Source organism: Embleya sp. NPDC005575, from assembly GCF_040605455.1.
GTDB lineage: Bacteria > Actinomycetota > Actinomycetes > Streptomycetales > Streptomycetaceae > Embleya.
In genome coordinates, this window is record NZ_JBEXCV010000092.1 from 12,802 (window position 1) to 36,473 (window position 23,672).

20 protein-coding genes and 1 pseudogene are annotated in these 23,672 nt (G+C 72.5%); 13 read left to right on the forward strand and 8 right to left on the reverse strand.

Translation table 11 applies throughout. From position 1 onward, the window contains the following. Positions 1–62: 62 nt before the first annotated feature. From ABZS54_RS26925 to mnhG, 8 genes are all read left to right on the forward strand, one after another. Complete coding sequence (locus ABZS54_RS26925; protein ID WP_355541240.1) at positions 63–1,121, forward strand: NAD(P)-dependent oxidoreductase; 1,059 nt, start codon at positions 63–65, stop codon at positions 1,119–1,121. 80 nt (positions 1,122–1,201) lie between these two features. Next, the gene (locus ABZS54_RS26930; RefSeq protein WP_355541243.1) at positions 1,202–1,558 is read left to right on the forward strand and encodes an arsenate reductase family protein; all 357 of its coding nucleotides are present in this window, start codon (positions 1,202–1,204) and stop codon (positions 1,556–1,558) included. 161 nt (positions 1,559–1,719) lie between these two features. Beyond that, positions 1,720–4,659: a Na+/H+ antiporter subunit A gene (locus ABZS54_RS26935; protein ID WP_355541246.1), complete on the forward strand. Its 2,940-nt coding sequence runs from the start codon at positions 1,720–1,722 to the stop codon at positions 4,657–4,659. Further along, positions 4,656–5,444: a Na(+)/H(+) antiporter subunit C gene (locus ABZS54_RS26940; protein WP_355541249.1), complete on the forward strand. Its 789-nt coding sequence runs from the start codon at positions 4,656–4,658 to the stop codon at positions 5,442–5,444. The genes ABZS54_RS26935 and ABZS54_RS26940 overlap by 4 nt, the downstream gene beginning before the upstream one ends. Further along, positions 5,441–7,012, forward strand: coding sequence for a Na+/H+ antiporter subunit D (locus ABZS54_RS26945; protein WP_355541252.1), 1,572 nt, complete (start codon positions 5,441–5,443; stop codon positions 7,010–7,012). Before ABZS54_RS26940 ends, ABZS54_RS26945 begins: the two co-directional genes overlap by 4 nt. Then, positions 7,009–7,572, forward strand: a complete 564-nt coding sequence (locus ABZS54_RS26950; protein ID WP_355541255.1) for a Na+/H+ antiporter subunit E — start codon at positions 7,009–7,011, stop codon at positions 7,570–7,572. Before ABZS54_RS26945 ends, ABZS54_RS26950 begins: the two co-directional genes overlap by 4 nt. Further along, entirely contained in the window at positions 7,569–7,832 is a 264-nt protein-coding gene (locus ABZS54_RS26955; RefSeq protein ID WP_355541258.1) for a monovalent cation/H+ antiporter complex subunit F, read from the forward strand. Before ABZS54_RS26950 ends, ABZS54_RS26955 begins: the two co-directional genes overlap by 4 nt. A gap of 1 nt (position 7,833) precedes the next feature. Beyond that, positions 7,834–8,184, forward strand: a complete 351-nt coding sequence (gene mnhG / locus ABZS54_RS26960) for a monovalent cation/H(+) antiporter subunit G (RefSeq protein ID WP_355541261.1) — start codon at positions 7,834–7,836, stop codon at positions 8,182–8,184. 30 nt (positions 8,185–8,214) lie between these two features. Here the strand turns inward: mnhG and ABZS54_RS26965 are convergent, their stop codons facing one another. Further along, entirely contained in the window at positions 8,215–8,646 is a 432-nt protein-coding gene (locus ABZS54_RS26965) for a type II toxin-antitoxin system PemK/MazF family toxin (RefSeq protein WP_355541264.1), read from the reverse strand. 331 nt (positions 8,647–8,977) lie between these two features. Between ABZS54_RS26965 and ABZS54_RS26970 the strand changes: the two genes are divergently transcribed. Both ABZS54_RS26970 and ABZS54_RS26975 read left to right on the forward strand, forming a co-directional pair. Next, complete coding sequence (locus ABZS54_RS26970) at positions 8,978–9,853, forward strand: cobalamin biosynthesis protein CbiX (RefSeq protein WP_355541267.1); 876 nt, start codon at positions 8,978–8,980, stop codon at positions 9,851–9,853. Positions 9,854–9,866: 13 nt separating this feature from the next. Further along, entirely contained in the window at positions 9,867–10,421 is a 555-nt protein-coding gene (locus ABZS54_RS26975) for an urease subunit beta (protein ID WP_355541270.1), read from the forward strand. 301 nt (positions 10,422–10,722) lie between these two features. Here ABZS54_RS26975 and ABZS54_RS26980 read toward each other — a convergent pair whose 3' ends face one another. From ABZS54_RS26980 to ABZS54_RS27000, 5 genes are read right to left on the reverse strand one after another with little or no spacing between them, the layout of a single operon-like run. Then, complete coding sequence (locus ABZS54_RS26980) at positions 10,723–11,163, reverse strand: NUDIX domain-containing protein (protein WP_355541273.1); 441 nt, start codon at positions 11,161–11,163, stop codon at positions 10,723–10,725. Further along, positions 11,163–11,867, reverse strand: coding sequence for an HAD family hydrolase (locus ABZS54_RS26985; RefSeq protein WP_355541276.1), 705 nt, complete (start codon positions 11,865–11,867; stop codon positions 11,163–11,165). The genes ABZS54_RS26980 and ABZS54_RS26985 overlap by 1 nt, the downstream gene beginning before the upstream one ends. Positions 11,868–11,912: 45 nt before the next feature. Further along, a complete protein-coding gene (locus ABZS54_RS26990; RefSeq protein WP_355541279.1) occupies positions 11,913–12,758 on the reverse strand; it encodes an SWIM zinc finger family protein in 846 nt (281 codons plus the stop codon). Continuing rightward, positions 12,755–15,553 (reverse strand): DEAD/DEAH box helicase, encoded by a 2,799-nt coding sequence (locus ABZS54_RS26995; RefSeq protein ID WP_355541282.1) that lies wholly within the window; start codon positions 15,551–15,553, stop codon positions 12,755–12,757. The genes ABZS54_RS26990 and ABZS54_RS26995 overlap by 4 nt, the downstream gene beginning before the upstream one ends. After that, positions 15,553–16,350, reverse strand: coding sequence for a TetR/AcrR family transcriptional regulator (locus tag ABZS54_RS27000; RefSeq protein WP_355541285.1), 798 nt, complete (start codon positions 16,348–16,350; stop codon positions 15,553–15,555). The genes ABZS54_RS26995 and ABZS54_RS27000 overlap by 1 nt, the downstream gene beginning before the upstream one ends. A 255-nt stretch (positions 16,351–16,605) precedes the next feature. On the opposite strand from ABZS54_RS27000, the pseudogene ABZS54_RS27005 reads away from it, so the two are divergent. Next, positions 16,606–17,017 (forward strand): annotated as a pseudogene (locus ABZS54_RS27005) (ABC transporter permease); the annotation flags it as partial. Positions 17,018–17,084: 67 nt separating this feature from the next. On the opposite strand, the gene ABZS54_RS27010 reads toward ABZS54_RS27005, so the two are convergent. Then, positions 17,085–19,061, reverse strand: a complete 1,977-nt coding sequence (locus ABZS54_RS27010; RefSeq protein WP_355541288.1) for a hypothetical protein — start codon at positions 19,059–19,061, stop codon at positions 17,085–17,087. Between the two features lie 160 nt (positions 19,062–19,221). Beyond that, entirely contained in the window at positions 19,222–21,504 is a 2,283-nt protein-coding gene (locus tag ABZS54_RS27015) for an excinuclease ABC subunit UvrA (RefSeq protein WP_355541291.1), read from the reverse strand. A gap of 203 nt (positions 21,505–21,707) precedes the next feature. Here ABZS54_RS27015 and ABZS54_RS27020 point away from each other — a divergent pair, with 203 nt between their 5' ends. Together ABZS54_RS27020 and ABZS54_RS27025 are read left to right on the forward strand one after the other, a co-directional pair. Then, positions 21,708–21,953 carry a hypothetical protein gene (locus ABZS54_RS27020; RefSeq protein ID WP_355541294.1) on the forward strand — a complete coding sequence of 82 codons (246 nt, stop codon included), beginning with the start codon at positions 21,708–21,710 and terminating at the stop codon, positions 21,951–21,953. Then, positions 21,902–23,672 (forward strand): hypothetical protein (locus ABZS54_RS27025; protein ID WP_355541297.1); only part of this gene is annotated, 1,771 nt, incomplete at its 3' end. The genes ABZS54_RS27020 and ABZS54_RS27025, both read left to right, overlap by 52 nt.

Sequence of the window (23,672 nt, forward strand, 5' to 3'; positions counted from 1 at the left end):
ACGGGGTTTCGGTGACCGGATCCCGGACCACGGTAGGGTCCGGGCAGGGCAAGGGGGATCACATGGAACGGGACCGAATTCTGCTGTTGGACGCGGCTCCCGGTGATTTGCTTGATCGGGAACTGGAGCGTCTGCTCGGCCACGGGTCGGCCGTCACCTTGAACCTTCGGCGGGTGGCCGATCAAGCCGGGGTGCGGGCTGCCTGGGCCGGGCGGGTGGACTTCACCGACTTCGACGCCTTCGACGAGTCCGCGCTGCTCGCCGAGATCGTCCGGGACGGACTCGGTTACCACGCGATCAAATCCCGTGCCGGCGTGCCGCTGCGCGCCGCGTTCCTCGCGGCGGCGACCGACGCCGCGCAGACCAACCGGCTCCGCGTGATCGGCCGGGCCGGGGCGGGCACCGATCACGTCGAGCTGGCAGCCGCAGCCCGTCACGGCGTGGCTGTCACCCATACTCCGGGTTCCAACGCGAACGCGGTCGCCGAGTTCACCCTGGCCCAGCTCCTCGCCCTGACCCGAGACCTCCCGGCGCACAACGAGGCCGCGCACCGGGGCAACTGGTGTACACCGGCCGCACCGACGGTGGAACTGTCGGAGCTGACCCTGGGCATCGTCGGGCTGGGTCGGATCGGTCTGGCAGTGGCCGAGCGGGCGACCGCCCTGGGCATGGAGGTTCGGGGCCTCTCGCGGCGCCCGGCTGAGGTATCGGTGCCCCTGGCCCATTCCCTCACCGCACTGCTGACGACCAGTGACGTCATCTCCCTACACCTGCCGCTCACATCGCGGACCCGAGGACTGATCGGTGGCGCGGAGCTGGCGCTGATGCGTCCGGGGTCGATCCTGCTGAACACCGCCCGAGGTGGGATCGTCGACGAACAGGCGCTGGCCGACGCACTGCGCGACCCGGCACACCCGCTCACCGCCGCCGCCGTCGACACCTTCGAGCATGAACACGCCGCTTTCGCCTCGCCGCTCTTCGGCGTGCCGAACGCCCTGCTCACCCCACACGTCGCCGGGATGACCAGGAGCGCGATGGCCACAGCGGCCCTGCGCTGCGCGGACCACATCGCGGCCCTGCTCGCCGGCCGCCCGGACGGCGTACCCGTGGTGACCGCGTGACAGTCGCCGCCGAATGGCGCCTTGGCGTGGCTGATGGGGCGTGGGGGGACCGGGGCCGGGTGGGGGTACGGTCGGGGGTCATGGAGATCTGGATCAATCCCGCGTGCTCGAAGTGTCGGTCGGCGCTGTCCCTGCTGGATGCGGAAGGGGCCGAGTACACCGTGCGGCGCTATCTGGAGGAGCCGCCGACGGCGGCCGAACTGGAAGGCGTGTTGGCCCGTCTGGGGCTGGAGCCGTGGGACATCGCGCGTACCGGAGAGGCGATCGCGGGCGAACTGGGCATGAAGACCTGGGCCCGGGAGGCGGCCGAACGGGGCCGCTGGATCGCCGCGTTGGCGGAGCATGCGATCCTGATCCAACGGCCGATCATCACCGCCGACGACGGTAGTGCGGTGGTTGCCCGCACTCCCGAGGCGGTCCGCTCGGTTCTCGACTGAGGGATTGAGGGACTGAGCGAGCGCGCCCGACCCCGGGCCGGGATCGCGCCGCCTTCCGTATGCCGCGCTCCGTGACGCGGTGATCGTCGGAGCGGTGGAAAAACGCGAGACATTTGCCCGATTGGAGATAATTCGGGCGAATTGCCGAATACCTTGACGTCATGATCTTCTCGGTGACCTCGTACTTCGTGGTCGCGGCGATCGCCCCGTGGCTGGTCCGACGCCTCGGGCGAAACGCCTTCCTCGTGCTCGCCGCGCTCCCGGTGGCGACCACGGGGTGGGCGCTGACCCGGGCCGCCTCGGTGTTCGACGGCCGGCCCGTGGTCGAATCGCGTGAGTGGATCCCCCAGTACGGCGTCTCCCTGGCCTTTCGCTGCGACGCGCTCGCCCTGCTGATGGTGTTCCTCGCGGCCGGCGTGGGGATCCTGGTCCTGGTCTACTGCGCACGCTACTTCGCCGCCGACGAGCCCGGACTGGGCGCGTTCGCCGGTGTCCTGGTCGCGTTCGCCGGGGCGATGATCGGACTGGTCACCACCGAAGACCTGATCCTGCTGTACGTGTTCTGGGAGCTGACCACGGTCTTCTCCTACCTGCTGATCGGCCACCGCGGCGAACACCGCGGCTCGCGCCGAGCCGCGATACAGGCGCTGACCATGACCACCTTCGGCGGCCTGGGAATGCTGGTCGGGCTGATCCTGCTCGGCGAGACGGCGGGCACCTACCGGCTCTCCGAGATCCTCGCCGCCCCGCCCGGCGGCACCGTCGTGACCACCGCGATCGTGCTGATCCTGGTCGGCGCGCTGGCCAAATCGGCGATCGTGCCGTTCGGTTCCTGGCTGCCCGCGGCGATGGCGGCGCCCACCCCGGTCAGCGCCTACCTGCACGCCGCCGCGATGGTCAAGGCCGGCGTGTACCTGGTCGCCCGGCAGGCCCCCGGCTTCGCCGAACTCGCGCCGTGGCGGCCGATCGTGCTGATCGCCGGCAGTGCCACGCTGCTCCTGGCCGGCTGGCGGGCGCTGCGCGAGGACGACCTCAAGCGGATGCTCGCCTACGGCACGGTCAGCCAACTCGGCCTGCTGACCGTGGTCACCGGCGCGGGCAACCGGATCGCGGCGCTCGCCGGCATCGCGATGCTGGTCGCCCACGCCCTGTTCAAGGCCACGCTGTTCCTGGTGGTCGGCATCATCGACCACGCGGCCGGCACCCGGGACCTGCGCCGGCTCTCCGGCCTGGCCCGGACCCTGCCGATCACGTGCCTGGTCGCGGTGGTGGCCGCGATGTCCATGGCGGGACTGCCGCCGATGGTCGGATTCGTCGCCAAGGAGGCGGTGTACGAGGCGTTCCTGCATCGGGGCCGCACCGACACCATCGTGCTCGGCGTGCTGTTGGCCGGGTCCGCGCTGACCGCCGCGTACAGCCTGCGCTTCGTCTGGGGTGCCTTCGCCCGCAAATCCGCCGTGCCCGCCACCCGATGCGAGCCACTGAGCGCACTGCTGGTCGGCCCCGCCGTCCTGCTCGGCGCCGGCTGCCTCGCCCTCGGCCTCGCCGCGGGATCGCTGGACCACTGGATCTCCTCGTACGCCGACCTGTTCCCGTCCACCGGGAGCGACTACCACCTGGCCCTGTGGCACGGCCCGGGCATCGTGCCGAACCTGTCCGCCGCCGCGATCTGCGTGGGCATCGTGCTGTTCCTGGCCCGCGAGCCGGTGCTGCGCCTGCAACTGGCCACCGCGCGGATCGAACCCTCGCGCCTGTACGACGCGCTCGTGCGCGGCGTGGACCAGGGCGCATTGCAACTGACCGGCACCACCCAGCGCGGCTCGACGCCGGTCTACGTCGCGGCGATCCTGCTCAGCCTGATCGCGATCACCGCCGCGACCGCCCTGGGCAACCTCCCGCTGCCCTTCCCGCACGCGCCGCGCTGGTCGGATTCGGCCGCCCAGACGGTGGTCGCCCTGCTCGTCATCGGCACCGCGCTGATCGCCGCCGGCACCCGCGGCAGGCTGCTCGCGGTGCTCCTGGTCGGCGTCACCGGCTACGGCTGCGCGACGCTGTTCGTGCTCCAGGGCGCTCCCGATCTCGCGCTCACCCAGGGCCTGGTCGAGACGGTGAGCGTGGTGGTGTTCCTGCTGGTGCTACGCCGACTGCCGCGCCGGTTCGCCGACACCACCCGGCCCGGTCGCCGGGTCGTGCACATCACCCTGGGCGTACTCACCGGCGCGGTGCTCGCGGGCGTCGCCGTCTGCGCGTTCGCCGCGCGGACCCGGCCGCCGGTGTCCCAGGCATTCGCCGCCGCGGCCGAGGAGGCGGGCGGCAAGGAGATCGTGAGCGTCCTGCTGGTGGACATCCGCGCGTGGGACACGATGGGCGAGATCGCCGTCCTGGCGGTTGCCGCGATCGGCGTGACCAGCCTGATCTTCGTCCGCCGCGACCGCGGACTGCCCCGACTCGGCGACCGCGCCCCGGACCAGCCGGCGCCGGCCGGCGATACGGGAAGCGGCACCGGAAGCAACACCGACACCGCCAAGGCATCCGGCCCCGCCGAAAGCGGCGTCTGCACCCCCGGCGGGCCCACCCCCGTGTCGGAGCACGACCCCTGGCCGGCAGCCGCCGAAACGCTCGTCCCCGAGCGGCGCACGGTGCTCTTCGAAGTGGTCGCGCGCGTCACGTTCCCGACCGTGCTGGTGTTGTCGCTGTACTTCCTCTTCAGCGGCCACTCCACGCCGGGCGGCGGCTTCGCGGGTGGCATCACCGCCGGACTCGCGCTGCTGGTGCGCTATCTCGCCGGCGGGCGGTACGAACTGGCCGAGGCCGCGCCGCTGCCCGCCGGGCTGCTGCTGGGCACCGGCCTGGTGATCGGTTCGGGCGTCGGCCTGGTCGGCCTGATCGTGGGCGGGTCGGCGCTGCGCAGCACGGTGTTCGACGGCACGCTGCCGCTCTTCGGCGACGTGCACATCGCGTCTTCGGTGTTCTTCGACATCGGTGTCTACCTGCTCGTGGTCGGCCTCGTGCAGGACGTGCTGAGCGCGCTCGGCGCGGAGTTGGACCGACGCATCGAACAGACCAGGGACCGGGACGCCGAACGGACGGTGATCGTATGAAGAGCCCAACCCTGATCCTGGTACTGACCGCGGCCGTGCTCGTGGGCGTCGGGGTGTACCTGGTGCTCGAACGCAGCCTGACCCGGGTATTGCTCGGCGTGGTGCTGATCGGCAACGGCGCCAACCTGATCGTGCTCGCCGGTGGCGGTCGGGCGGGCGGCGCACCCGTGCTCGGGGTGACGCTGCCGTCCGCGATGAACGACCCGCTGCCGCAGGCGATGGTGTTGACCGCGATCGTGATCACCCTCGCGGTGACCGCGTTCGTGCTGGCGATGGTGCATCGGCACTGGGAACTGACCGGATCCGACGAGATCCAGGACGACACCGAGGACCTGCGGGTGGTGCGCCGCGCCGAGCGCGGCAGCCTGCGCACCGAACACCGCCGACTACGCCGCGAGTTGCGCAGGCAGACCGCGGAGCGCCGGGCGGTGGTGCGGCGTCTGGGGGCGCAGGCCCGGGCGAACTTCGCCGCCGAGTGCCGGCGACTGGGGGTAAACCGACGTGGGCACGGCGGTCAGCCGCAGGCGCGCCGGATCGCGCACGAGCGACGTGCGGAACTGCGGCTGCGGCTGCGCGGGATCAAGTCCGAGCACCGCATCCAACAGGCCGAGCTGCGGGCTCGATTCCGGCGCGCGCGGCGCAGGTTGAACCGGCAGGCGCGGGCCGAACGGGCAGCCGTCGCCCGGGCGGACAGCGTGGTGGACGCCGTGCCCGACACCGAGTTTCCGCGCGGCGTCGGCGACCCCGTCGATCCCGAGCGGGGTCGGAACGGGCCCGATCGATGAACCACCTGGTGTCGCTCCCGGTCCTGCTGCCGCTGTTCGGCGCCGGGCTCAAACCGGCCATCGGCGGCCGACTGCCGCGGGGTCAGCGGCTGATCAGCGTCGGTGTGCTGACCGCCGTGCTCGGCGTGGCGATCGCACTCCTGGTGGCGGCCGATCGGGACGGCCCGGTGGTGGCCCGCATGGCGGGGTGGCCGGCACCGACCGGGATCGTGCTCGTGGCGGATCGGTTGTCGGCGCTGATGCTGGTGGTCTCCTGTGCGGTCACCCTGGGCGTGCTGGTCTATGCGATCGGCCAGGGCCGCGCGGACGAGGACGAGGCCACGCCGCTGTCGGTGTTCCACCCCACCTATCTGATCCTGGTCGCGGGAGTGGCGAACGCGTTCCTGGCGGGCGACCTGTTCAACCTGTACGTGGGCTTCGAGGTACTGCTCGCGGCCAGCTACGTGCTGCTGACCGTCGGCGGCACCGCCGCCCGGGTACGCGCGGGCGCCGGCTACGTGGTGGTCGGCCTGCTGTCCTCGGCGGTGTTCCTGTCCGCGATCGCGATGGTTTACGCGGCGACCGGCACGGTCAATCTGGCCCAACTCGCGGTGCGGCTGCCCGAGGTGGATCCCGGCGTGCAACTGGTCCTGGAATCGATGCTGCTGATCGGATTCGGGGTCAAGGCGGCGGTGTTCCCGCTGTCCGCGTGGTTGCCCGACTCGTACCCGACCGCACCGGCACCGGTGACCGCGGTGTTCGCCGGACTGCTCACCAAGGTCGGTGTGTATGCGATCATCCGGATACAGACGCTGCTGTTCCCGGACGGACGGCTGCGCGGATTGCTGCTCGTGGTGGCGGCGGCGACGATGATCGTCGCCATCCTGGGCGCGATCGTGCAGAGCGACCTGAATCGGCTGTTGTCCTTCACGCTGGTCAGCCACATCGGCTACATGGTCTTCGGGATCGCCCTCGCGAGCGCGGCGGCCCTGTCCGGCACGGTGTTCTACGCGGTCCACCACATCACCGTGCAGACCTCGCTGTTCCTGGTCGTCGGGCTGATCGAGCGGCGCGGCGGAAGTACCGACCTGGGCCGATTGGGCGGGCTGGCGCGGATGTCGCCGGCGCTCGCGGTGTTGTTCTTCGTGCCCGCGATGAACCTGGGCGGGATCCCGCCGCTGTCCGGATTCCTGGGCAAATGGCTGCTGTTGCGGGCGGGCGCGGAGATCGGCTCGTCGGCGTCCTACGTGCTGATCGGCGCGGCGGTGGGGACCAGCCTGTTGACGCTGTATGCGATGGCCCGGGTATGGGGGCAGGTGTTCGGCGGCTCGCCGGACACGTCGGGGGCGACCGCGTACTCCTTCGCCGCGAGCCTGAGCGGGCGCGACGTCGTGGCCACCAGCAGTGTGCTGCCGCGCGCGATGACGACGGCGACCTGTGCCCTGGTCGCGGTGAGCTTGGCGTTCACCGTGCTGGCCGGCCCGCTCGTCGCGCTGACCGATCGCGTGGGTACCGAATTGGTGGGTCGGTTCGCCTATATCGAGGCCGTGCCGCTGCCCGGCGGGTTCGTCCGGGGAACGGATCGGTGAGCGCCGGCCGGATCCGGACTCGGATCGGACGGATCTCGCCGCTGCTGGTGGGGTGGCTGACCGCGGTGTGGGTCGCGCTGTGGGGCACCCTGACCGTCGCCAATGTGCTCACCGGGCTCGTGGTCGCGGTGCTGTTGCCGGTGCTGCTGCCGCTGTCGCCGGCGCACGACCGGTTGAGGTTCCGGCCGTGGGGACTGGTCCGGTTCGTGGTCCGGTTCGTGCTCGATCTGGCGGGGTCCTCGCTGCGGGTCGCCTGGCAGGCGCTGTGGCCGGGGCGGTTGCCGCGCAGTTCGGTCGTGGGTGTCGAGACGGCCACTCGTTCCGATGTGCTGCTCACGCTGACCGTGCTCGCGCTGAACGTGATTCCCGGCAGCATCGTGATCGAGATTCGTCGGGGTCGGCCCACCAAGTTGTTCATCCACGCCCTGGGCGCCGATACGCCTGCCTCGGTGGAGGCGGCTCGGCGGGCAGTGGTGCGTCTGGAGGCTCGCGTGGTCGCCGCGTTCGGCTCCCGCGAGGATCGTGCCGTTTCGACCGGAACTCCCGGAGGTGGTCCATGAATCCGCTCGTCGGCGGCGCCGTGATCGTGCTGCTCGGCGCGGCCGCGGTGCTCGCCCTGATCCGGCTCGTGCGTGGGCCCTCGACCCTGGACCGGGCGGTCGCGGTGGACATGCTGCTCGCGGTGATGTTGGCCGCAGTCGCGGCGGAGGCCACCTTGAACCGACACACCACGACCGTCCCGGTGCTGCTCGCCCTCGCCCTGGTCGGCTTCCTGGGTTCGGTGTCGATCGTGCGCTTCTCGGCGCGCGAGGGCGACTGACGTGCGGGCCGGCGAGTTCGCCGACGGCGCGTCCGCGGTGTGCCTGCTCGTGGGCTGCGCGCTCGCGTTCGTGGCGGGCGTGGGGCTGCTGCGCTTTCCGGACACGCTCTCGCGGATGCACACCGTGGCCAAGCCGCAGGTCCTGGGCCTGTTGCTGGTCACGCTCGGCCTGGGGCTGCGGCTGCGCAGCGGGATCGACATCGGGATGCTGGTGATGGTGGCGTTCTTCCAACTGACCACGGTCCCGGTGGCGACCCACCTGGTGGGGCACGCGGTCTATCGGCTGCCGCAACTGCCGACCGGGGACCTGGTCGTCGACGAACTCGCCGACGGGGCCGATCCGCAGAGCTGAGAGCCGGCCTGCCGGTGGGTGCGGTGCCGGTCAGCGCCCCCGGTGGGCGCGACTGATCCGCGACCACACGCGTCGGTCGCACACGCCGGCGGGGCGGCGGAAGGCGTCGTGGCCGATCGTGCGCAGCGGTCGGGTCTCCAGCCAACTGCGGTGGTCCGCGCCGGGATCCCAGGTCTTGGTGGGCAGTCGCACATAGCGGTCGCGGGTGCTCTGGTCCCGGCTGGTGATCTTGAGCACCTCGGCGCCGCTCGGACCCACCCGGACTACCAGACATGGGCGGTCCTTGGCCTCGTCGCCCTCGTCGAAGGGCACCGAGGCCCACCAGATCTGACCGGGAGCCGGGCGGGCCGAGCGGCCGGACGGCACCGGCGGCGGCACGATGTGCGGTCGGCGGCGGCTCAGGAACCACGCGAGGGCGGCCACGGCGAGGACGACCGCGAGGGCCGGGACGAGGAGCTTCATGACGCCTGTCTACCCGATCCGGGCGCGACGCCGGGAGGCCGAAGGTGCCGCCGGATCGTCGTATTTCACTCGGATGCGTGAGGTTGCCGGGTCGCTTCGGTGGATAACCGGGACGAGACAACCGTCGACCGAGGGTCCTGCCGGGGCTCGCGCGCCCGTCACGGGTCCGCGGAGCAGGCGTGTCCGAGGTCTTCGACTCGGCGCGTCCGCACGCGGGTCGGCCCGACCCGCCCGACCGCTCGGGGCGCGTCGCACGCCCGGGCCGACGTGGGGCGCTCGGTCGTACCCGCCGCAGACCCTCGGTCGTACCCGCCGCAGAAAGGAATCCACGATGAATGCGGAACCTCGCCGGATCGACGACTGCACGGCGTCGGGCCGGGCCGGCACCGGGCCGTTGTTCGGCGTCGGCCCGATCGGCGGCCGAGTCGTGGCGGAGCGGGTGGCGGTGGTGGCGGTCGGCGGACACGAGAGCGCGAACGGCGCGGCGCTGCCCGGGGTGTTCGGGCCCGAGGTGACCTCGGCGGCGTGCGGCCGGCAACTGCGCCGGGCGGTGTCCGCGGTGTTGCGGGCGGGTGCGGATCGGGTGTGCGTGGTCCCGATCACGCTGGGCCGGGACACGGGACTGGTCGCGGACGCCGCGCGGACGTTGCTCGCGCTGCCGGCGGGGGAGCGGGCCCGGGTGCTGCTGAGCCGGCCGTTCGCCGGTACGGAGCAGCTCACCGGATGGCTGTGCGCGGCGGCCGCGCGGGTGCCGGCACGGGCCGCGCTGCTGGTGGCGGCACCGGCGGGAGATGCGCACGAGGACGCCGAGTTGTACCGGATCGCGCGCCTGGTGTGGCAGCACGGCCCGCCTCGGATCGTCGAGGTCGCGCTGATCGGCGGCGACCCGGATCCGGGCCGAGCCCTGGAGCGTTGCCGGCTGCTGGGTGCGGCCCGCACCGTCGTGCTGCCCGCGTCCTTCGTGCTGCCGGCCGTGCCCGGCGTGGCACCGCTGTTGTCGAGGCCGGTGGCGGCCGGCGTGTTGGCGGCTCGGGTCGGTTCGGCCGTCGAGCGCCTGCGGGTGCACGGCGACGACGGCCTCGCGGTGATCGGTGCGAACGCTCCGCTGCCCGCCCACCCGGACGGCCCGATCCCGGACCGCAGCCGGCGGCCGGTCCCGACCCGCGGCCGCGAGTTCGTGCCCACGTCCGCGTTTCCCGTCGCCTAGGAGATCCGAGCCCATGGTCATGGCCCAACCGCAGCGATACCTCTACCGCGATCACCCGGCCGAGTCGGCGGCGGATCGTCGGACGCTGACCGTCCCGGTGCACAACACCGGTGGCCGGGAGATCCGGGTCGGTTCGCACTTCCACTTCTTCGAGGTCGACCCGATGCTCGCATTCGACCGGGCGGCGACCGTCGGCATGCGGCCGAACATCGCGGCGGGTACCTCGATCCGGTTCGAGCCGGGCGGCACCCGGCAGGTGGAACTGCGCCCGTTCGCGGGCTCGGGACGCCTGGTCGGCTGCACCGACCTGCCGCACGGCGGCGCCTGCGCACAGCCGGCCCGGCTGGGGGCGACGCTACGCGCGATCGAACACGGTCTCCGGGAGGCGCATGCCGCGCGAGCCGGACGGATCGACTCCGACGCACCCGAGCCCGCCGCCGGCGCCGCGCAGCCTCCGGCCGGGCGGGCGGGCCGACCCGCCGGCCGCCCGATTCGGAACAAGCCGGGTACGAGGCCACCGACCAAGCCCGGGTCCGCGCCGGGCGCCGCGGGAAAGGGCCCGCGCTGACGATGCCTCCCGGTGCCGTCGCCGGCCGTCGCGGCACCGCTTGACCGCCGCGCCGGCCGTCGACGGCACAGTTGGTCCGTGGGCTCCGTAATCAGTCCCGGTGCGGGTAGGTCATGCCGATTCCGAGCGTGGACTGCATCGGCAGCAGGCCGGTGCCGATCGTGTCCATCACGGCGGGCAGGATCAGGTCGGCCAACCGGGCCGCCTCGGCGGCGCCGATGGATTCCCACGGCCCGGCGGCGAGTTCGTCGGTAAGCGCCTCGACGGAGTCGCGGCGGCGCGACCGGTGCGCCGGACCCGGCTACCGGATTCGGTCGAGCCGGTCCAGGAACAGCGCGAGGCCCGCCGCACACTGCGAGTGCAGCGGGATCGGCAGGGCGTCGGGTGCGAACCATTCCAGTGCGTCGAACTTGTGCGGCTCGCCGATGGCGACCCGTTCCGGATCGACCTCGACCGCGAAGACCACCGCGACCCAGTGCGATTCGACCGGGTCCCCGCGCAGCACGTTGCGTACCCCGATCGTCTCGATCGACAACGCCTCGGTCGAGTACTCCTCGCGCACCTCGCGGGCCACCGCGCGCTCGAACGTCTCGCCCCACTCCAACGCACCCGCACCGGTGTCCCACGTGCCGGCCTCGTCCCGGGCCGCCGCCGACCGGCGGGCCAACAACACTCGCCCGGCCCCGTCGTGGCAGACGAAGACGCAGGACACGGACGGGCCGGTCGGCCGGTTCGTCGCCATCAGAAGTGCTCCAGCAGCTCGGGGAACGCGGTCAGCGTCAGCACCCGCTCGTCGCGCGGGTCCAATTCGCTCTGCTCCAGGACCCAGGTGTGCGCGTTCGGGATGAACACCGCACCCAGCCCCGCGCCGCGCGCGGGGAGGATGTCCGACTTGGGAGAGTTGCCGATCACCCAGGTCGTCTCCGGCACCAGCCCGTGCGCGCGGGTGAGATCCAGGTAGGCGTCGACGCCCTTCTCCGGCACGATGTGCACGCTGCGGAAGTGGTGCGCCAGCGCGGACGCGTCGATCTTGCGCTGCTGCTCCTCGGTGTCGCCCTTGGTGAGCAGCATCAGGTCGTGGCGCGCGCCGAGCGTGGTGAGCGTCTCGACGACGCCGGGCACCAGTTCCACCCGGTTCTCCACGAGCGCGACCGCGAGCTGCTCGATGTGCCGCAGCTCCGCCTCGGTGGCCGGCCGCGCGTGCAACTGCTCCAGCGCCTCGCTCAGACTGCGCAGGAACATCTTGCTGCCGTAACCGTGCGTGATCGCGTTCGCGGCCTCGATGTCGTTCAGGATCGCGCGGATCTCGGTCCGGTTCAGCGTCGGGTGGTCGAGCCAGTCGAGCCAGTCGTCGATGACCCGTTCGAACAGGACGTTGTTCTCCCACAACGTGTCGTCGGCGTCGAAGATCAGGACCTGACGCGAGAGGCCCGTCGGCGTGTGCATGGTTCGTTTCGTCTCTGTCTGCTCGGCGACTCCGGGCCGTTCATCCTAGGGCGGGCCGCCGGCCGTGTTCATCGGGTTTTCCGACCGCTCCGGGCGGCGCGCCGATTCGTCGAGCAGCTCGCGGGCGCGGCGCGCGGCCTCGACGACGAGCGACTCCAGCGTACCCGCCGGGGTCCCGGGCAAAGGCGTGAAGTCCGGCGGCGGGACGGCGTCCGGCACCGGCGGCGGGTCGGCGGGCAACGGGTCCACCGGGCGGTACGCCTCCCGGGCGGCGACCCCGGCCCCGGGTAGGTCGGCCGGCGACCCGGGCGCCCGGCTGCTCGGGTCCCGCTCGCGCAGGCCGTCCAGGAACGCCCGCTCGTCCAGCCCGCGCAGCAGCAACAGCACGAACGGGTCCGCGTCCAGCAGCCAGGCCGCCTGATAGCACAGCGCGGCGGCATGTCGGCAGGGCAACTCCCAGTCCGGGCAGTCGCAATCCGGATCCAGGTCGCCGATGCCCGGCAGCAGCCGCACGTCCGCGTCCTCGGCCGCCGTCACCAGGTCCTGCGGCATGTCCCGGTCCAAAAGCGCGGCCAGGTGCCCGGACTTGGCGGCCACCTGGTCCAGGAACCGATCCCACTGCGCAGCGGTGAGCCGTTCGATGCGCACCACCGTCTCGTACTGCGACCCGTCCGCGTCGTACACGGCCGCGGCGATGCGGCCCGGGCCGACGGTGATCGGGCCGACCCGGCCGGAGCCGGCGTACGCGCGGCCCTTGCGCAGCGGCTCGCCGGAGAGCGCGGCGTCCTCCAGGGCATCGGTCCAGGCGCGGCCCCACCAGGTCCGCCCCCTGGCGCCGCGCGATGCGTGTGGGGCGAACGCGGGGAAGGCGCGGGCCGATTCCGCGGTCATCGGGCGCTCCTCAGCTCGACCAGGTTCGCGAGTTCGGTGTCGGAGAGTTCGGTCAGCGCGGCCTCGCCGCCGGTGAGCACCGAGTCGGCCAGCGCGCGTTTGTCGCGCAACATCCCGGCGATCCGGTCCTCGATGGTGCCCTCGGCGATGAACCGGTGCACCTGGACCGGCCGGGTCTGTCCGATCCGATACGCGCGATCGGTGGCCTGTTCTTCGACGGCCGGGTTCCACCAGCGGTCGTAGTGCACGACATGGTCGGCACGGGTGAGGTTGAGCCCGGTGCCGGCGGCCTTGAGCGAGAGCAGGAACACCGGTACCGCGCCGTCCTGGAAACGGGCGACCAGCGCGTCGCGGCGGGCCGGTGCGGTGCCGCCGTGCAGGAGTTGGTTGCCGATGCCGCGGGCGTCGAGGTGCCTCGCGAGCAGCCGGGCCATGGTGACGTACTGGGTGAAGACCAGGACCGAGCCGTCCTCGGCGAGGATCGTGTCGAGCAGCTCGTCGAGCAATTCGAGCTTGCCGGAGCGACCGTCGAGGCGGGGCTCGCTCTCCTTGAGGTATTGCGCCGGGTGGTTGCAGATCTGCTTGAGTCCGGTGAGCAGGCCGACGATGTGCCCGCGCCGGGCCATGCCCTTGCTGTCCCGCAGCTCGGCCATCGCCTCGCGCACCGCCGCCTCGTACAGGCCGGCCTGCTCGCGGGTGAGCGACACGGGCTGGTCGGTCTCGGTCTTGGCGGGCAGTTCCGGCGCGATGCCGGGGTCGGACTTGCGTCGGCGGAGCAAAAACGGCGCGATCAGCCGCCCCAGTCGCTCCGCCGTGGGGCCGTCCCGATCGGCCTCGACCGGCTTGACCCAGCGGCGGCGGAACGCGGCGAGGCCGCCGAGCAGGCCGGGAGTGGTCCAGTCGAGGATCGCCCACAGCTCGGACAACCGGTTCTCCACCGGCGTGCCCGTGAGCGCGATCCTGGCCTGCGCGGGAATCGTGCGCAGGGCCTTGGCGGTGCCCGAGGTGTGGTTCTTGACGTGCTGCGCCTCGTCCGCGACCACCAGACCCCACGGCACGTCGGCCAGCCGGGCGCGGTCCAGGCGCATCGTGCCGTAGGTGGTGAGCACGAAGCCCTCGGCGAGGTCGTCGAGGGTGCGCGCACCGCCGTGGAAGCGGCGTACCGGGGTGCCCGGTGCGAAGCGCTCGATCTCCCGCTCCCAGTTGCCCAGCAGCGACGCCGGACACACCACCAGGGTGGGTGCCGGGCCGGCCGGGTCGGCGGCGTCGAGCGACGCGGCCCGACGGTGCAGGTGCAGCGCGATCAGCGTGACGGTCTTGCCCAGGCCCATGTCGTCGGCCAGGCACCCGCCCAGGCCCAGCGAGGTCATCCGGTCCAGCCAGCGCAGGCCGCGCAGTTGGTAGTCGCGCAGGGTCGCGGCCAGTGCGTCCGGCGCGGCGATCGGCTCGCGACCTCCATCCGGATCGGCGAGCCGCTCGCGCAGTTCGTCCAGCCAGGCCGAGGTGCCCACCTCGATCCGCTCGCCCGCCACCTCGATGCCGCCGGTCAGGGCCGCGGTCAGCGCCTCGATCGGGGTGAGCGGCTTGATCGAGCGGTTGCGGGCCTTGGCGATCAGGGCCGGGTCGACCAGCACCCACCGGTCGCGCAGTCGCACCGCGGGCCGGTGCGATTCGGCCAGCGCGTCCATCTCGGCGGCGGTCAACGGGTGGTCGCCCAGCGCGAGTTGCCAGTCGAAGCCGAGCGGGGTGTCGCCGCCGAGGAAGGCGCGCAGGTCGCCGGGCGCCCGGTCGTGCGCGCCGACCACGGCCTTGGCGGTGAGATCGCGCACCAGGTCGCGCGGCCAGTGCACCTCGACCCCCGCCGCGGCCAGCCGCGCGGTGGCGGCGCCGAGCAGCGCGCCGAGGTCGTCGTCGCCGACCACCACCCGGTCCGGCACGCCGGCGTTCAGCAGCGGCTCCAGCGCGGGCCACACCCGAGCGGCCCGGCGCAGCGCGAGCAACACGGCCGGCCGGGCTCGTTCGCCGAATCGCGGGTCGGTGCCGGTCCACAGGGTGTCCGCGTCGATCACCGCGGTCGGATCGTCGAGCGAGTGCACCTGGACGATCGCCCGGAACGGCGCGTGTTCGACGTCGTGCGTCTCCAGCCGCAGCGAGATTCGTACGCCGGTGTCGATCCCGGCGGCGACCCGATCCGACCACGAGCGCAACTCGGGCAGCCGCTGCGCATCGGTGCCGGCGAACGCGGTGGTACTGCCGGCGCGGGGCGCGGGGGCGATGCGAGCTGCTGCGGCGGTGCGCGGCATGGTGTCGGCGACCGCGTCCAGGAAGGCACGGATCAGCGGCGCCGCCTCCGGGAGCAGTGCGCCGCCCGGGGTCGGCATGGCCCGGGCCTGGCCCGGCATCGCGTCGGCGAGCGCGCGCACCCGCTCCACGTCGGCGGCGTCCAGCGGTCCGGCCCGCCAGGCGTCGTGGTCGCCGGGGGAGAGCCCGGGCAACATCCGGCCGCGGGCGACCAGTTGCAGCGCGAGCACGGTGGCCGCGCCCCAGAACGCGGCGGCCGGGTGGGCGTCGGCGGACCGGCGGGCCCGGGAGAGCAGCCGGACCGCGTCGGCGACCGGCACCAGGACGGCGGGATGGGTGTGCTCGGTGCCGTCGGCGTCGAGCACGGTGATGGTGTCGGTGCCGGTCGGGTGCGGCCAGAAGGCGACGGTGCCGGCGCGGGGCGGGTCGGCCGGCGCGAAGGTGGCGGCGTGTCGGATCAGTTCGGTCGGGACGTGCGTGGTACCGATGTTCACTACTCCTGCGTTGCGGGGGGCTCTGCCGCGGCGATCGGTTCTGCGGGCCGCCGCGAGCGGATCAGGGCCTCGATGCCGTCCAGGACCAGGCGCAGCCCGAACTCGAAACCCGCGTCGGGGGCCTCCTCGTAGGTGCCGGCGGCCCAGACCCGGGTGAGGGTGGGGAAGTGGGCGGGCTGGATGAGCCGTTCCAGGTAAGGCGTGCTCTCCGCCCACCAGTCCTCGTAGCCCACGCCGCTGCTCACCGCGTCCCGGTTGACGTCGACGGCGACCTGGGTGACGCCTCGAACGTACGCGTCGACGAGCCCGACGACGTGTGCCATCTCGGTCTCGGTCAGCCCGAGGTGGGCGACGGTGCGCAGCGTCGACTCGGCCCGGGCGGTGATTCGCGGGCCCATGAGCAGCAGGCCGGGGCCCCACAGTTGCACCACCCACGGATGCCGCTGGGCGAGCGCGTGGTCGGCGTGCGCGTGCCGCTCCAGCGCGGTGCGCCAGCCGAGTCCGGCCGCGTCGGGCAACTCGTTCTCGCCCAGGACGGTGTCGAACATGACGTGCAGCAGTTCGGCCTTGCCCGGCACGTAGGTGTACAGCGACATGGTGCCGACCCCGAGCCGCTCGGCGACGGCGCGCATGGACAGCGCGCCGAGCCCGTCGGCATCGGCGATCTCGATCGCCGCGTGCACGATCCGATCCACGGTGAGCCCCTGCTTGGGGCCGCGGGTGGGCTCCTCGCCGGTGCGCCACAACAACGCGAGGGTGCGCGCGGGATTCGCGCGCCCACTCTTCTCTCGTGCCACGTGCGTACCTTCTCCCAGAAACTCCGTATCACGTACGGTACGCCATCCGGAGTTGATCGACAAGCGCCGCGAGCGCGATCGCGGGCACGCTTGTCAAGCAACTCCGTATGGCGTACCGTACATGCTACGGAGCAACTCAAAACCGGTCGACCGCGCGGGCGGAGCCGGGCACGGGCGATGCGACGGAGGTGGCGGCATGAGTACCGCACTGCGCCAAGCCTTGCCGGACACCTGCTGCTGGTGCTGATCTGCTGCGGGCTCGCAGTGGGTTGGAAGTGGCACGAGGGGCCCGCGCGGGCGGCGCTCGCCGTCGCCATGTTGCTGCTGCTGCGACTGGCGGTGTTGTGGCTGGGTATCTACCTGGCCCTGCGGGCCAAGAGGCCCGAATCGGTCGCGATCCTGCAGATCCTGGTCTGGCCGCTGGGCTTTTTTGTCCAACGTGTTCGTCTCGCCCGACACGATGCCGGATTGGCTCGGCGTGATCGCCGAATGGAACCCGCTGTCCGCGAGCGCGGGCGCCGGCCGCGAATTGTTCGGGAACCCCGGCTGGGCCGGCGACTCGTGGGTCGCCGACCACTTGATCCTGATGGCCTCCGGCTGGCCGCTCGTGCTGATCGCGATCTTCGCGCCACTGTCGGTGCGGCGCTATCGCGGGCTCGGCCGGTAGCACCCGGGACGGGTCCGGCCGCTCGCGGGACCGCGAGCGGCCGGACCGCGCGTCCACGCACTCGCGATCAGCCGGGCCCCTCCCCGCGCTCGACCAGATCCCAGGCGTGGGCGAACAGTTCGGGCAGGGTCAGCCGCCAGATCTGTTCCGCCCAGACCTGGTCGCCGATCCGCCGTACGCCCAGCAGGTTCGCCTTCCACACCTCGATCGGCCACAGCGGCTTGCGGGCCTTGGCCCAGTCTCCGGGCAGGAAGATCCCGCGACCGGCGCGCGCCCGCTTGTCCGCGACCACCACACCGGCCGCCACCAGCGCCGCCGCGGCCTCCCGGTGCCGAGTGGCGTTCCAGCCGTTCCACAGCCGGATCCGCCGATCGCTCGGCCGCTCGATCGCGAGCAGTTGCAGGTACAGCGCGGCCGCGTCCGCCTCCACCCCGAGGGCCTTCTCGACCCGCGCGACGGTCTCCGGCGCGCTGAGTGCCGGATTGCCCTCGTACCCGCCGGCCGGCAGCGCGTCGCCCGCCACCCGCTCCACGACGCGTGCGCACCAGTCGCCGCGCAGCATGTCGACGGTGTCACGGACGTCCGCGTTACCGGAGGCGACCTGCCGCAGCAGCGCGGAACGCTCGTCGACGCCGTAGCGCGCGGGCCGGAAGTACATGCGGACGAAGGGGTGCGGATATTTCTCGCTGGGCTCGGCGATGGTGGCGATACTCAGACCGTCGTCGAAGCTCGCCGTCGTGAGCGGGATTGGGCCGACATGGGGCCGCTCGCCGAACAGGGCGCGCAACTCATCGGCCGACTCGTGATAACGCGCGGTGTACCCACCGTTCAACAGCAGACCCGGATGATCGAGTCGAGCGCGCAGCGCGGCCACCGTGGCGGGCAGCCCGGCACGTACCGGGTCCCCGGCGGGCAATTCGGCGTAGACGATTGGCAGCGCGACGGCGAGCGCCAACAGGAAATCCTGGAACCAGCGCACGCCTTGCTCCTCGCTGGTGCAGTAGGTCCCGCCGAGCCCCTCCGCCAACCACGGATCGTGATCCCGAGCGGTCAGGGGATGCGTCTCGGGGGCCATGAAGGCGGCACAGACGTGCGCGGCCGGGGTGTGCAGGGTGAGCCGACGGTGCTCGGCGAGCACGGAGAGGGTCTCTTCCGGTACCTGCCGCGCGCGTCCGAAGCGGGCCCGCCACGCGGCGGCGATCCGGGCCGTGAGCACACCCGGGCCGGTCGGCTCCCACAGCTCGGCCGGGTCCTCGGGCAGGACGTGCGCGAACAGCTCCAGCCGTTCGAGCTCGGTCAGGCGGCGCAACTCGTCGTAGCCGGCGTCGGCTTCGGCCGTGCTCAGCCCGAGTACGGCGCGCTGCTCGGGATCGAGTGGGGGCACCGTGCGGACCCCACCCGCATCGCCGGTCGACAGCAGCGCCGCCGCCGCCCGGGACACCCCCGTTTCCGCACCGAGCAGTCGCACCGCCGCAGGATCCCAGGGCATCGGCCCACGCTCGCGCACCAGCGCGATCAGCCGGCGCAACTGCCCCGCGTCGCCCCAACCGCGGGCGACCTCGACCCAGTCGGTCGGCTCACCGAACTCGGGCGGGTCCGCGTCCCCGGTGCGCACCTGGACGACCGCGCAGCGGCCGTCCTGCGGCCAGGTCGTGGCGATGGTCGCCCCATGCTCGTTGCGTACGGCCTTGGCATCGGCCCGAGCGGCGCCGATACGCAACCGGGCCGAGGGGTCGGCCATCGGTGTGCCGGCCCAGTTCTCCAGGAACGCCAGCAGTGCCTCACGGTGTTCGACCCTGGTCGCCGGCGCCGCCGCGCGCAGCGCGATGGCGCCGATCCGGCCGATCACCGGCGGCCAGGACCCGTCGCCGATGATCCCCGGCCCGTCCTCTCCGGCCGGCGGGTCCCACGTGCCGGCGAGATACCCACCGACCCGCTCGACGCCCGCCAACGCATTCCAATTCCACATCCCCAGGCCGGTGACCAGACCCGACAACGCCGGGGAGAGCCACTGATCCCAAGGACCAACCGTCGTAGGTGCCATGCCGACATCCCTACCGCGCCGCACCGACGCCCCGCACCCCACCCCCACCCCCACGCCACGCCACACCGGCCACCACGCCGTCGTCGAGCGATGGCATCAACCGGCCCCACCCTGTCGATCGCCTCCGGACCGACCTCAGGGCGGCGGGCCGACGCACGGGTCAGCGGGCCCGGGCCTGCTCCGCGTAGGCCAATGCCGCCCGCAGGAATTCGGCGGTCGCCGAGTCCTCCGCCTTGACCAATTCGGCCGGTGTGCCCTCGAAGACGACCATGCCGCCGTGCTTGCCGCCGCCCGGACCCAGGTCGAGTACGTGGTCGGCGCGCTTGACCACGTCCAGGTTGTGTTCCACCACCACGACCGTGTTGCCCGCGTCCACGAGCCGGTCCAGCAGCCGGATCAGGGTGTCCACGTCGGACATGTGCAGGCCCGTGGTCGGCTCGTCGAGGATGTACACGCTGCCCGTCTTGTGTAGCTCGCTTGCGAGCTTGAGCCGCTGCAACTCGCCGCCGGAAAGCGAACTCAGCGGCTGTCCCAGGGTCAGATAGCCGAGGCCGACCGAGACCAGCGACCGCGCCCGGGTGCGCAGCGCCTCCTCGGTGAAATAGCCCACAGCCTCCTCCGCGGTCAGCGCCAGCACGTCCACGATCGACTTGCCGCGCAGCGCGTACGCCAACACCTCGTTGCGGAACCGCCGCCCCTCGCACGCCTCGCAGCGGGTGGTGACCGGATCCATGAAGGCCATGTCGGTGCGGACCACCCCACGCCCCTGGCACTCCGGGCAGCCGCCCAGCGAGTTGAATGTGAACAGCCCCGGGTCCACGCCGTTGGCCTTCGCGAACAGCCTGCGCAGCGGATCCGCCACGCCGACGTAGCTCGCCGGCGTCGAACGTGAGGAGATGCCCACGCCCGACTGGTCGACCACCACCGCCTCCGGGTACGCCGCGACCAGTACGTCCGAGATCAGCGTGCTCTTGCCCGAGCCCGCCACCCCGGTGACCACGGTGAGCACGCCGGTGGGGATGTCCACGTCCACGTTCCGCAGGTTGTGCAGGTCCGCGCCGCGAATCCGCAGCGCGCCGGTGGGCCGGCGAAAGCTCGGCTTGAGCGCGGTGAGCCGGCGCAGCGCGCGCCCGGTCGGCGAGTCCGCCGTGCGCAGTTCGGCGAAACTGCCCTCGAACGTGATCGTGCCGCCGTGGATGCCCGCCCCGGGCCCGACGTCCACGACGTGGTCGGCGATCGCGATCACATCCAGGTCGTGTTCGACCACCAACACGGTGTTGCCCTTGTCCCGCAGCCGGGTGAGCAGATCGTTGAGCCGAACCACGTCACGCGGGTGCAGACCCACGCTCGGCTCGTCGAAGATGTAGGTCATCCCGGTCAGGCTCGACCCGAGGTAGCGCACCATCTTCAGCCGCTGCCCCTCGCCGCCGGACACCGTCGAGGTGGGCCGATCCAGATGCAGGTAGCCGAGCCCGATCGCGACGATCCGCTCCAGCGCGACCGCCGCGGGCCGGGCCACCCGGCGCGCGACCGGGTCGGCCAATCCGGTGAGCACCTCGACCAGATCGCCGATCTCCATCGCCGTGTAGTCCGACAGCGAGCATCCCTCGATCAACGACGTGCGCGCCGCCACGTTCAACCGGGCCCCCGCGCAGTCCGGGCAGGCGCCTTCGGAGACGAACCGGGCAAGCGTCTCGCGGCTCTTCTCGGCCAGCGCGGAGGTGTCGCGGTTGAGGTAGAGCCGGTTGAACCGGTCGAGCAACCCCTCGTAGTCGATGTGGTGCCGGCCGTTGCTGTTGACGATCACCACCTTGGCACCGGTGCCGTGGAGGAACAGCCGCCGCTGTTCGTCGGTGAACTCACACACCGGGACATCGTCGGGGTAGAGGTCGTGGTTCGCGTACAGCTGCCACTGCCAGCCGCCGACCGCGAACCCCGGGTGTCGGATCGCGCCGTCGCGGATCGATCGGGACGGGTCGATCAGCGCGTCCAGGTTCAGCCGCACGGTGCGCCCGAGGCCCTCGCAGGTCGGGCACATGCCGTTCGGGTCGTTGAACGAGTAGTGGTTGGAGGGTCCCGCCGACGGTGTGCCGTGCCGGGAGAACAACACGCGCAGCAGCGGGTGGATGTCGGTCATCGTGCCCACCGTCGACCGCGAGTTGCCGCCGACCGGGCGCTGGTCGACGATGATCGCCGTCGACAGGTGCTCGATCGCGTCCGCCTCGGGCCGCTCGTGCTTGGGCAGTCGACTGCGGATGAACGCCGTGAACGTCTCGGCGAGTTGCCGCTGCGACTCGACCGCGATGGTGTCGAACACGATCGACGACTTGCCCGAACCGGAGACGCCGGTGAACACGACGATCCGGTTCTTGGGGATGCGCAGTGACACATCCTGGAGGTTGTGTTCCCGGGCGCCGGTGATCACGATGCTGTCGTAGTTCATGTCATCAACGTACGAAGGAGTCCCTGACACCTGCTGTCAAGGATCTCGGAGCGATTCGGAATCGATCGCGGACCGGTTCCGGTCCGCGCCCAAGCCGCTGCGACGCCCGCAAAGCGGTTGCGCGGGCACGGTCGACCGAGCACCATCTCCGCCATGACGAACATGACAACGACGAACCGAAAGGGCGGCGACCGCCCGCGCGCGTGAACGCCCCGACGTCGGCACCCGAGCCGACCGACGCGACCGACGCGACCGACGCGACCGACGCGACCGACGCGACCGACGCGCGGCCGAGCCCGACGACGAACGATCCACGCCTCGCCGGCTACGGCGACGCGGCGTACCAGGCGATCACGGCCGACCGGAACGGCCCGGAGGCTCGCGCGATGTTCGCGCGATGTTCGCGCGAACCGCCGACCCGGACCCGGCCGTCCGGCTGTGCGTGTTGAGGCTGCTGACCAACGTGGGCCATGACGGCAAGCGGTGGCCGGCCGCCGCCGACGTCGCCGCGAACCTGTCGGCCGACCCCGATGAACGGGTACGCCGCGCGGCGGCCTGGCTGCTCGCACGGGCCGACCTCGACCGGGCGCTGCGCGCGGCGCACGAGCCGCCCGCCGATCCGGTGGCCGGCCTGGCGCTCGTGGAGGCCGCGCTGGGCCGCTGGGCTCGCGGCGTGGAGGCGGCACGCCTGGACTTGGCGGAGCAGCTGCGCGAGCACCCGGATCCGGCCGTCCGGCTGCGCGCGAGCCTGGCGGCGCTCGCGCTGTGTGCGCCGGGGCGGCGAGACGGGTGGGAGCGGGTGATCCGGGGCGCACTGGCCTCGGCCGAGCGCCTGTCGGGCCCGGGGTCGCACGCCCCGTGGAGCGCGGCCGAGCTGTTGGCCTCCGCGTTGGTGCGCGGCGGACGCGCCGAAGCCGACTGGTATTTGTGGGCCGACCCGCTGATCCGTTCCCAGGACCCGGCGACGGCCCGCGTGGGCATCGGGTTCGGCCGTGAGGCGATCCGGAAGTGGCGGGCCGGCCCCGCCCGATTGTTGCCGGCTCTCGTCCACGCGCTCGACCACGAGGATCCGGACGTACGAGCGGCCGCGGTGGACACGATCAGCCGGTCCAGCCGGGCCACCCGGGGCGCGGCGGACCGTCTGGCGCAGCTGACGGCCTACCCGGACACGGGTTGGCCGGCCACCGCCGCCCTCGCTCGCGAGGGCGATCGCCGGGCACTACCGGCGGTCCGCGCGATCCTGGCCACGGCGGCCACGAACACGACGCATCCGGGGTTGGCGCGGGCCGCGGCCGGCTTCGCCGACGACCCGCCGGCTCCACTGCTCGGGGCCGTACTCGACCGACTGGCCGGGCACGACGCCGCCTCCTGCGTACGTTCGCTTCGCGAGCGCGGATGCCTGCTGCCCGCCGCTCTGGCCGCGCTGAAGCCCGGCGTGCCGGCCGCCTCGGCAGCGGTGCCCGCGTTGATCGCGGCGCTGTCCGACGTGGCGAGCGTCGGCGCGCACACCTGGTCGCGCGGGCGGATCGCGCAACTGCTGGGCGAGTTCGGCCCGGCCGCGGGCGACGCCGTACCGCTGCTCGAACGCCTGATCGTCGAAGCGCGCGAGGCGCTCGAACCGCACGCGACCCTGGCGCTGATCCGGATCACCGGCGACCGTCGGCTCGCGGAAGCCCGCCTCGACGCGCTCGGGCCGGCGACTCGGCGCCCCCGGCAGGCCGTGGTGCTGCTCGACTGGCTCGTGGATCACGGCGGCCTGAGTGCTCGCCATTCGGCCGAGCTGTGGTCGATGGCGGCAGACCCGGTCCGGACCTACGCGCCCGTCCTGCCTCCCCTGTGGCGGCACGCCGGGGAGGCCGCCCTGCCGGTCCTGCTCGCCGCGCTGCCGCAGTTCGTGGAGGCCGACGTCTACAAAACGTTCGTCTACCGCCTGCTCGACGAACTGGGCGCGGCGGCCGAGCCGTTGGTGCCCGCCCTGGACGCGATCATCGACCGCCGCGAGCGTGCGCCCGAGCCGGACGACGACGAGTACGACGTGAGCCGCGACGAGAGGCTGGTCGAGCGTGCTCGTGCCCCGCGCGCCGGACGACAGCGCGAACCACTCCAGCGGGACGCGCATACGCTCGGCCAGGTCGAGCGCGGCGATCACCCGACGGCATTCCGGCTCC

Bases quoted from the DNA above. Each gene is read 5' to 3' on its own strand.
- ABZS54_RS26965 (WP_355541264.1), bottom strand. From the start codon at position 8,646: ATGAAGCTCCTCGTCCCGGCCCTCGCGGTCGTCCTCGCCGTGGCCGCC.
- ABZS54_RS26980 (WP_355541273.1), bottom strand. From the start codon at position 11,163: ATGGCGACGAACCGGCCGACCGGCCCGTCCGTGTCCTGCGTCTTCGTC.
- ABZS54_RS26930 (WP_355541243.1), top strand. From the start codon at position 1,202: ATGGAGATCTGGATCAATCCCGCGTGCTCGAAGTGTCGGTCGGCGCTG.
- ABZS54_RS26925 (WP_355541240.1), top strand. From the start codon at position 63: ATGGAACGGGACCGAATTCTGCTGTTGGACGCGGCTCCCGGTGATTTG.
- ABZS54_RS26945 (WP_355541252.1), top strand. From the start codon at position 5,441: ATGAACCACCTGGTGTCGCTCCCGGTCCTGCTGCCGCTGTTCGGCGCC.
- ABZS54_RS26935 (WP_355541246.1), top strand. From the start codon at position 1,720: ATGATCTTCTCGGTGACCTCGTACTTCGTGGTCGCGGCGATCGCCCCG.
- ABZS54_RS27015 (WP_355541291.1), bottom strand. From the start codon at position 21,504: ATGAACTACGACAGCATCGTGATCACCGGCGCCCGGGAACACAACCTC.
- ABZS54_RS26940 (WP_355541249.1), top strand. From the start codon at position 4,656: ATGAAGAGCCCAACCCTGATCCTGGTACTGACCGCGGCCGTGCTCGTG.
- ABZS54_RS26955 (WP_355541258.1), top strand. From the start codon at position 7,569: ATGAATCCGCTCGTCGGCGGCGCCGTGATCGTGCTGCTCGGCGCGGCC.
- ABZS54_RS26990 (WP_355541279.1), bottom strand. From the start codon at position 12,758: ATGACCGCGGAATCGGCCCGCGCCTTCCCCGCGTTCGCCCCACACGCA.
- ABZS54_RS26975 (WP_355541270.1), top strand. From the start codon at position 9,867: ATGGTCATGGCCCAACCGCAGCGATACCTCTACCGCGATCACCCGGCC.
- ABZS54_RS26985 (WP_355541276.1), bottom strand. From the start codon at position 11,867: ATGCACACGCCGACGGGCCTCTCGCGTCAGGTCCTGATCTTCGACGCC.
- ABZS54_RS27010 (WP_355541288.1), bottom strand. From the start codon at position 19,061: ATGGCACCTACGACGGTTGGTCCTTGGGATCAGTGGCTCTCCCCGGCG.
- ABZS54_RS26970 (WP_355541267.1), top strand. From the start codon at position 8,978: ATGAATGCGGAACCTCGCCGGATCGACGACTGCACGGCGTCGGGCCGG.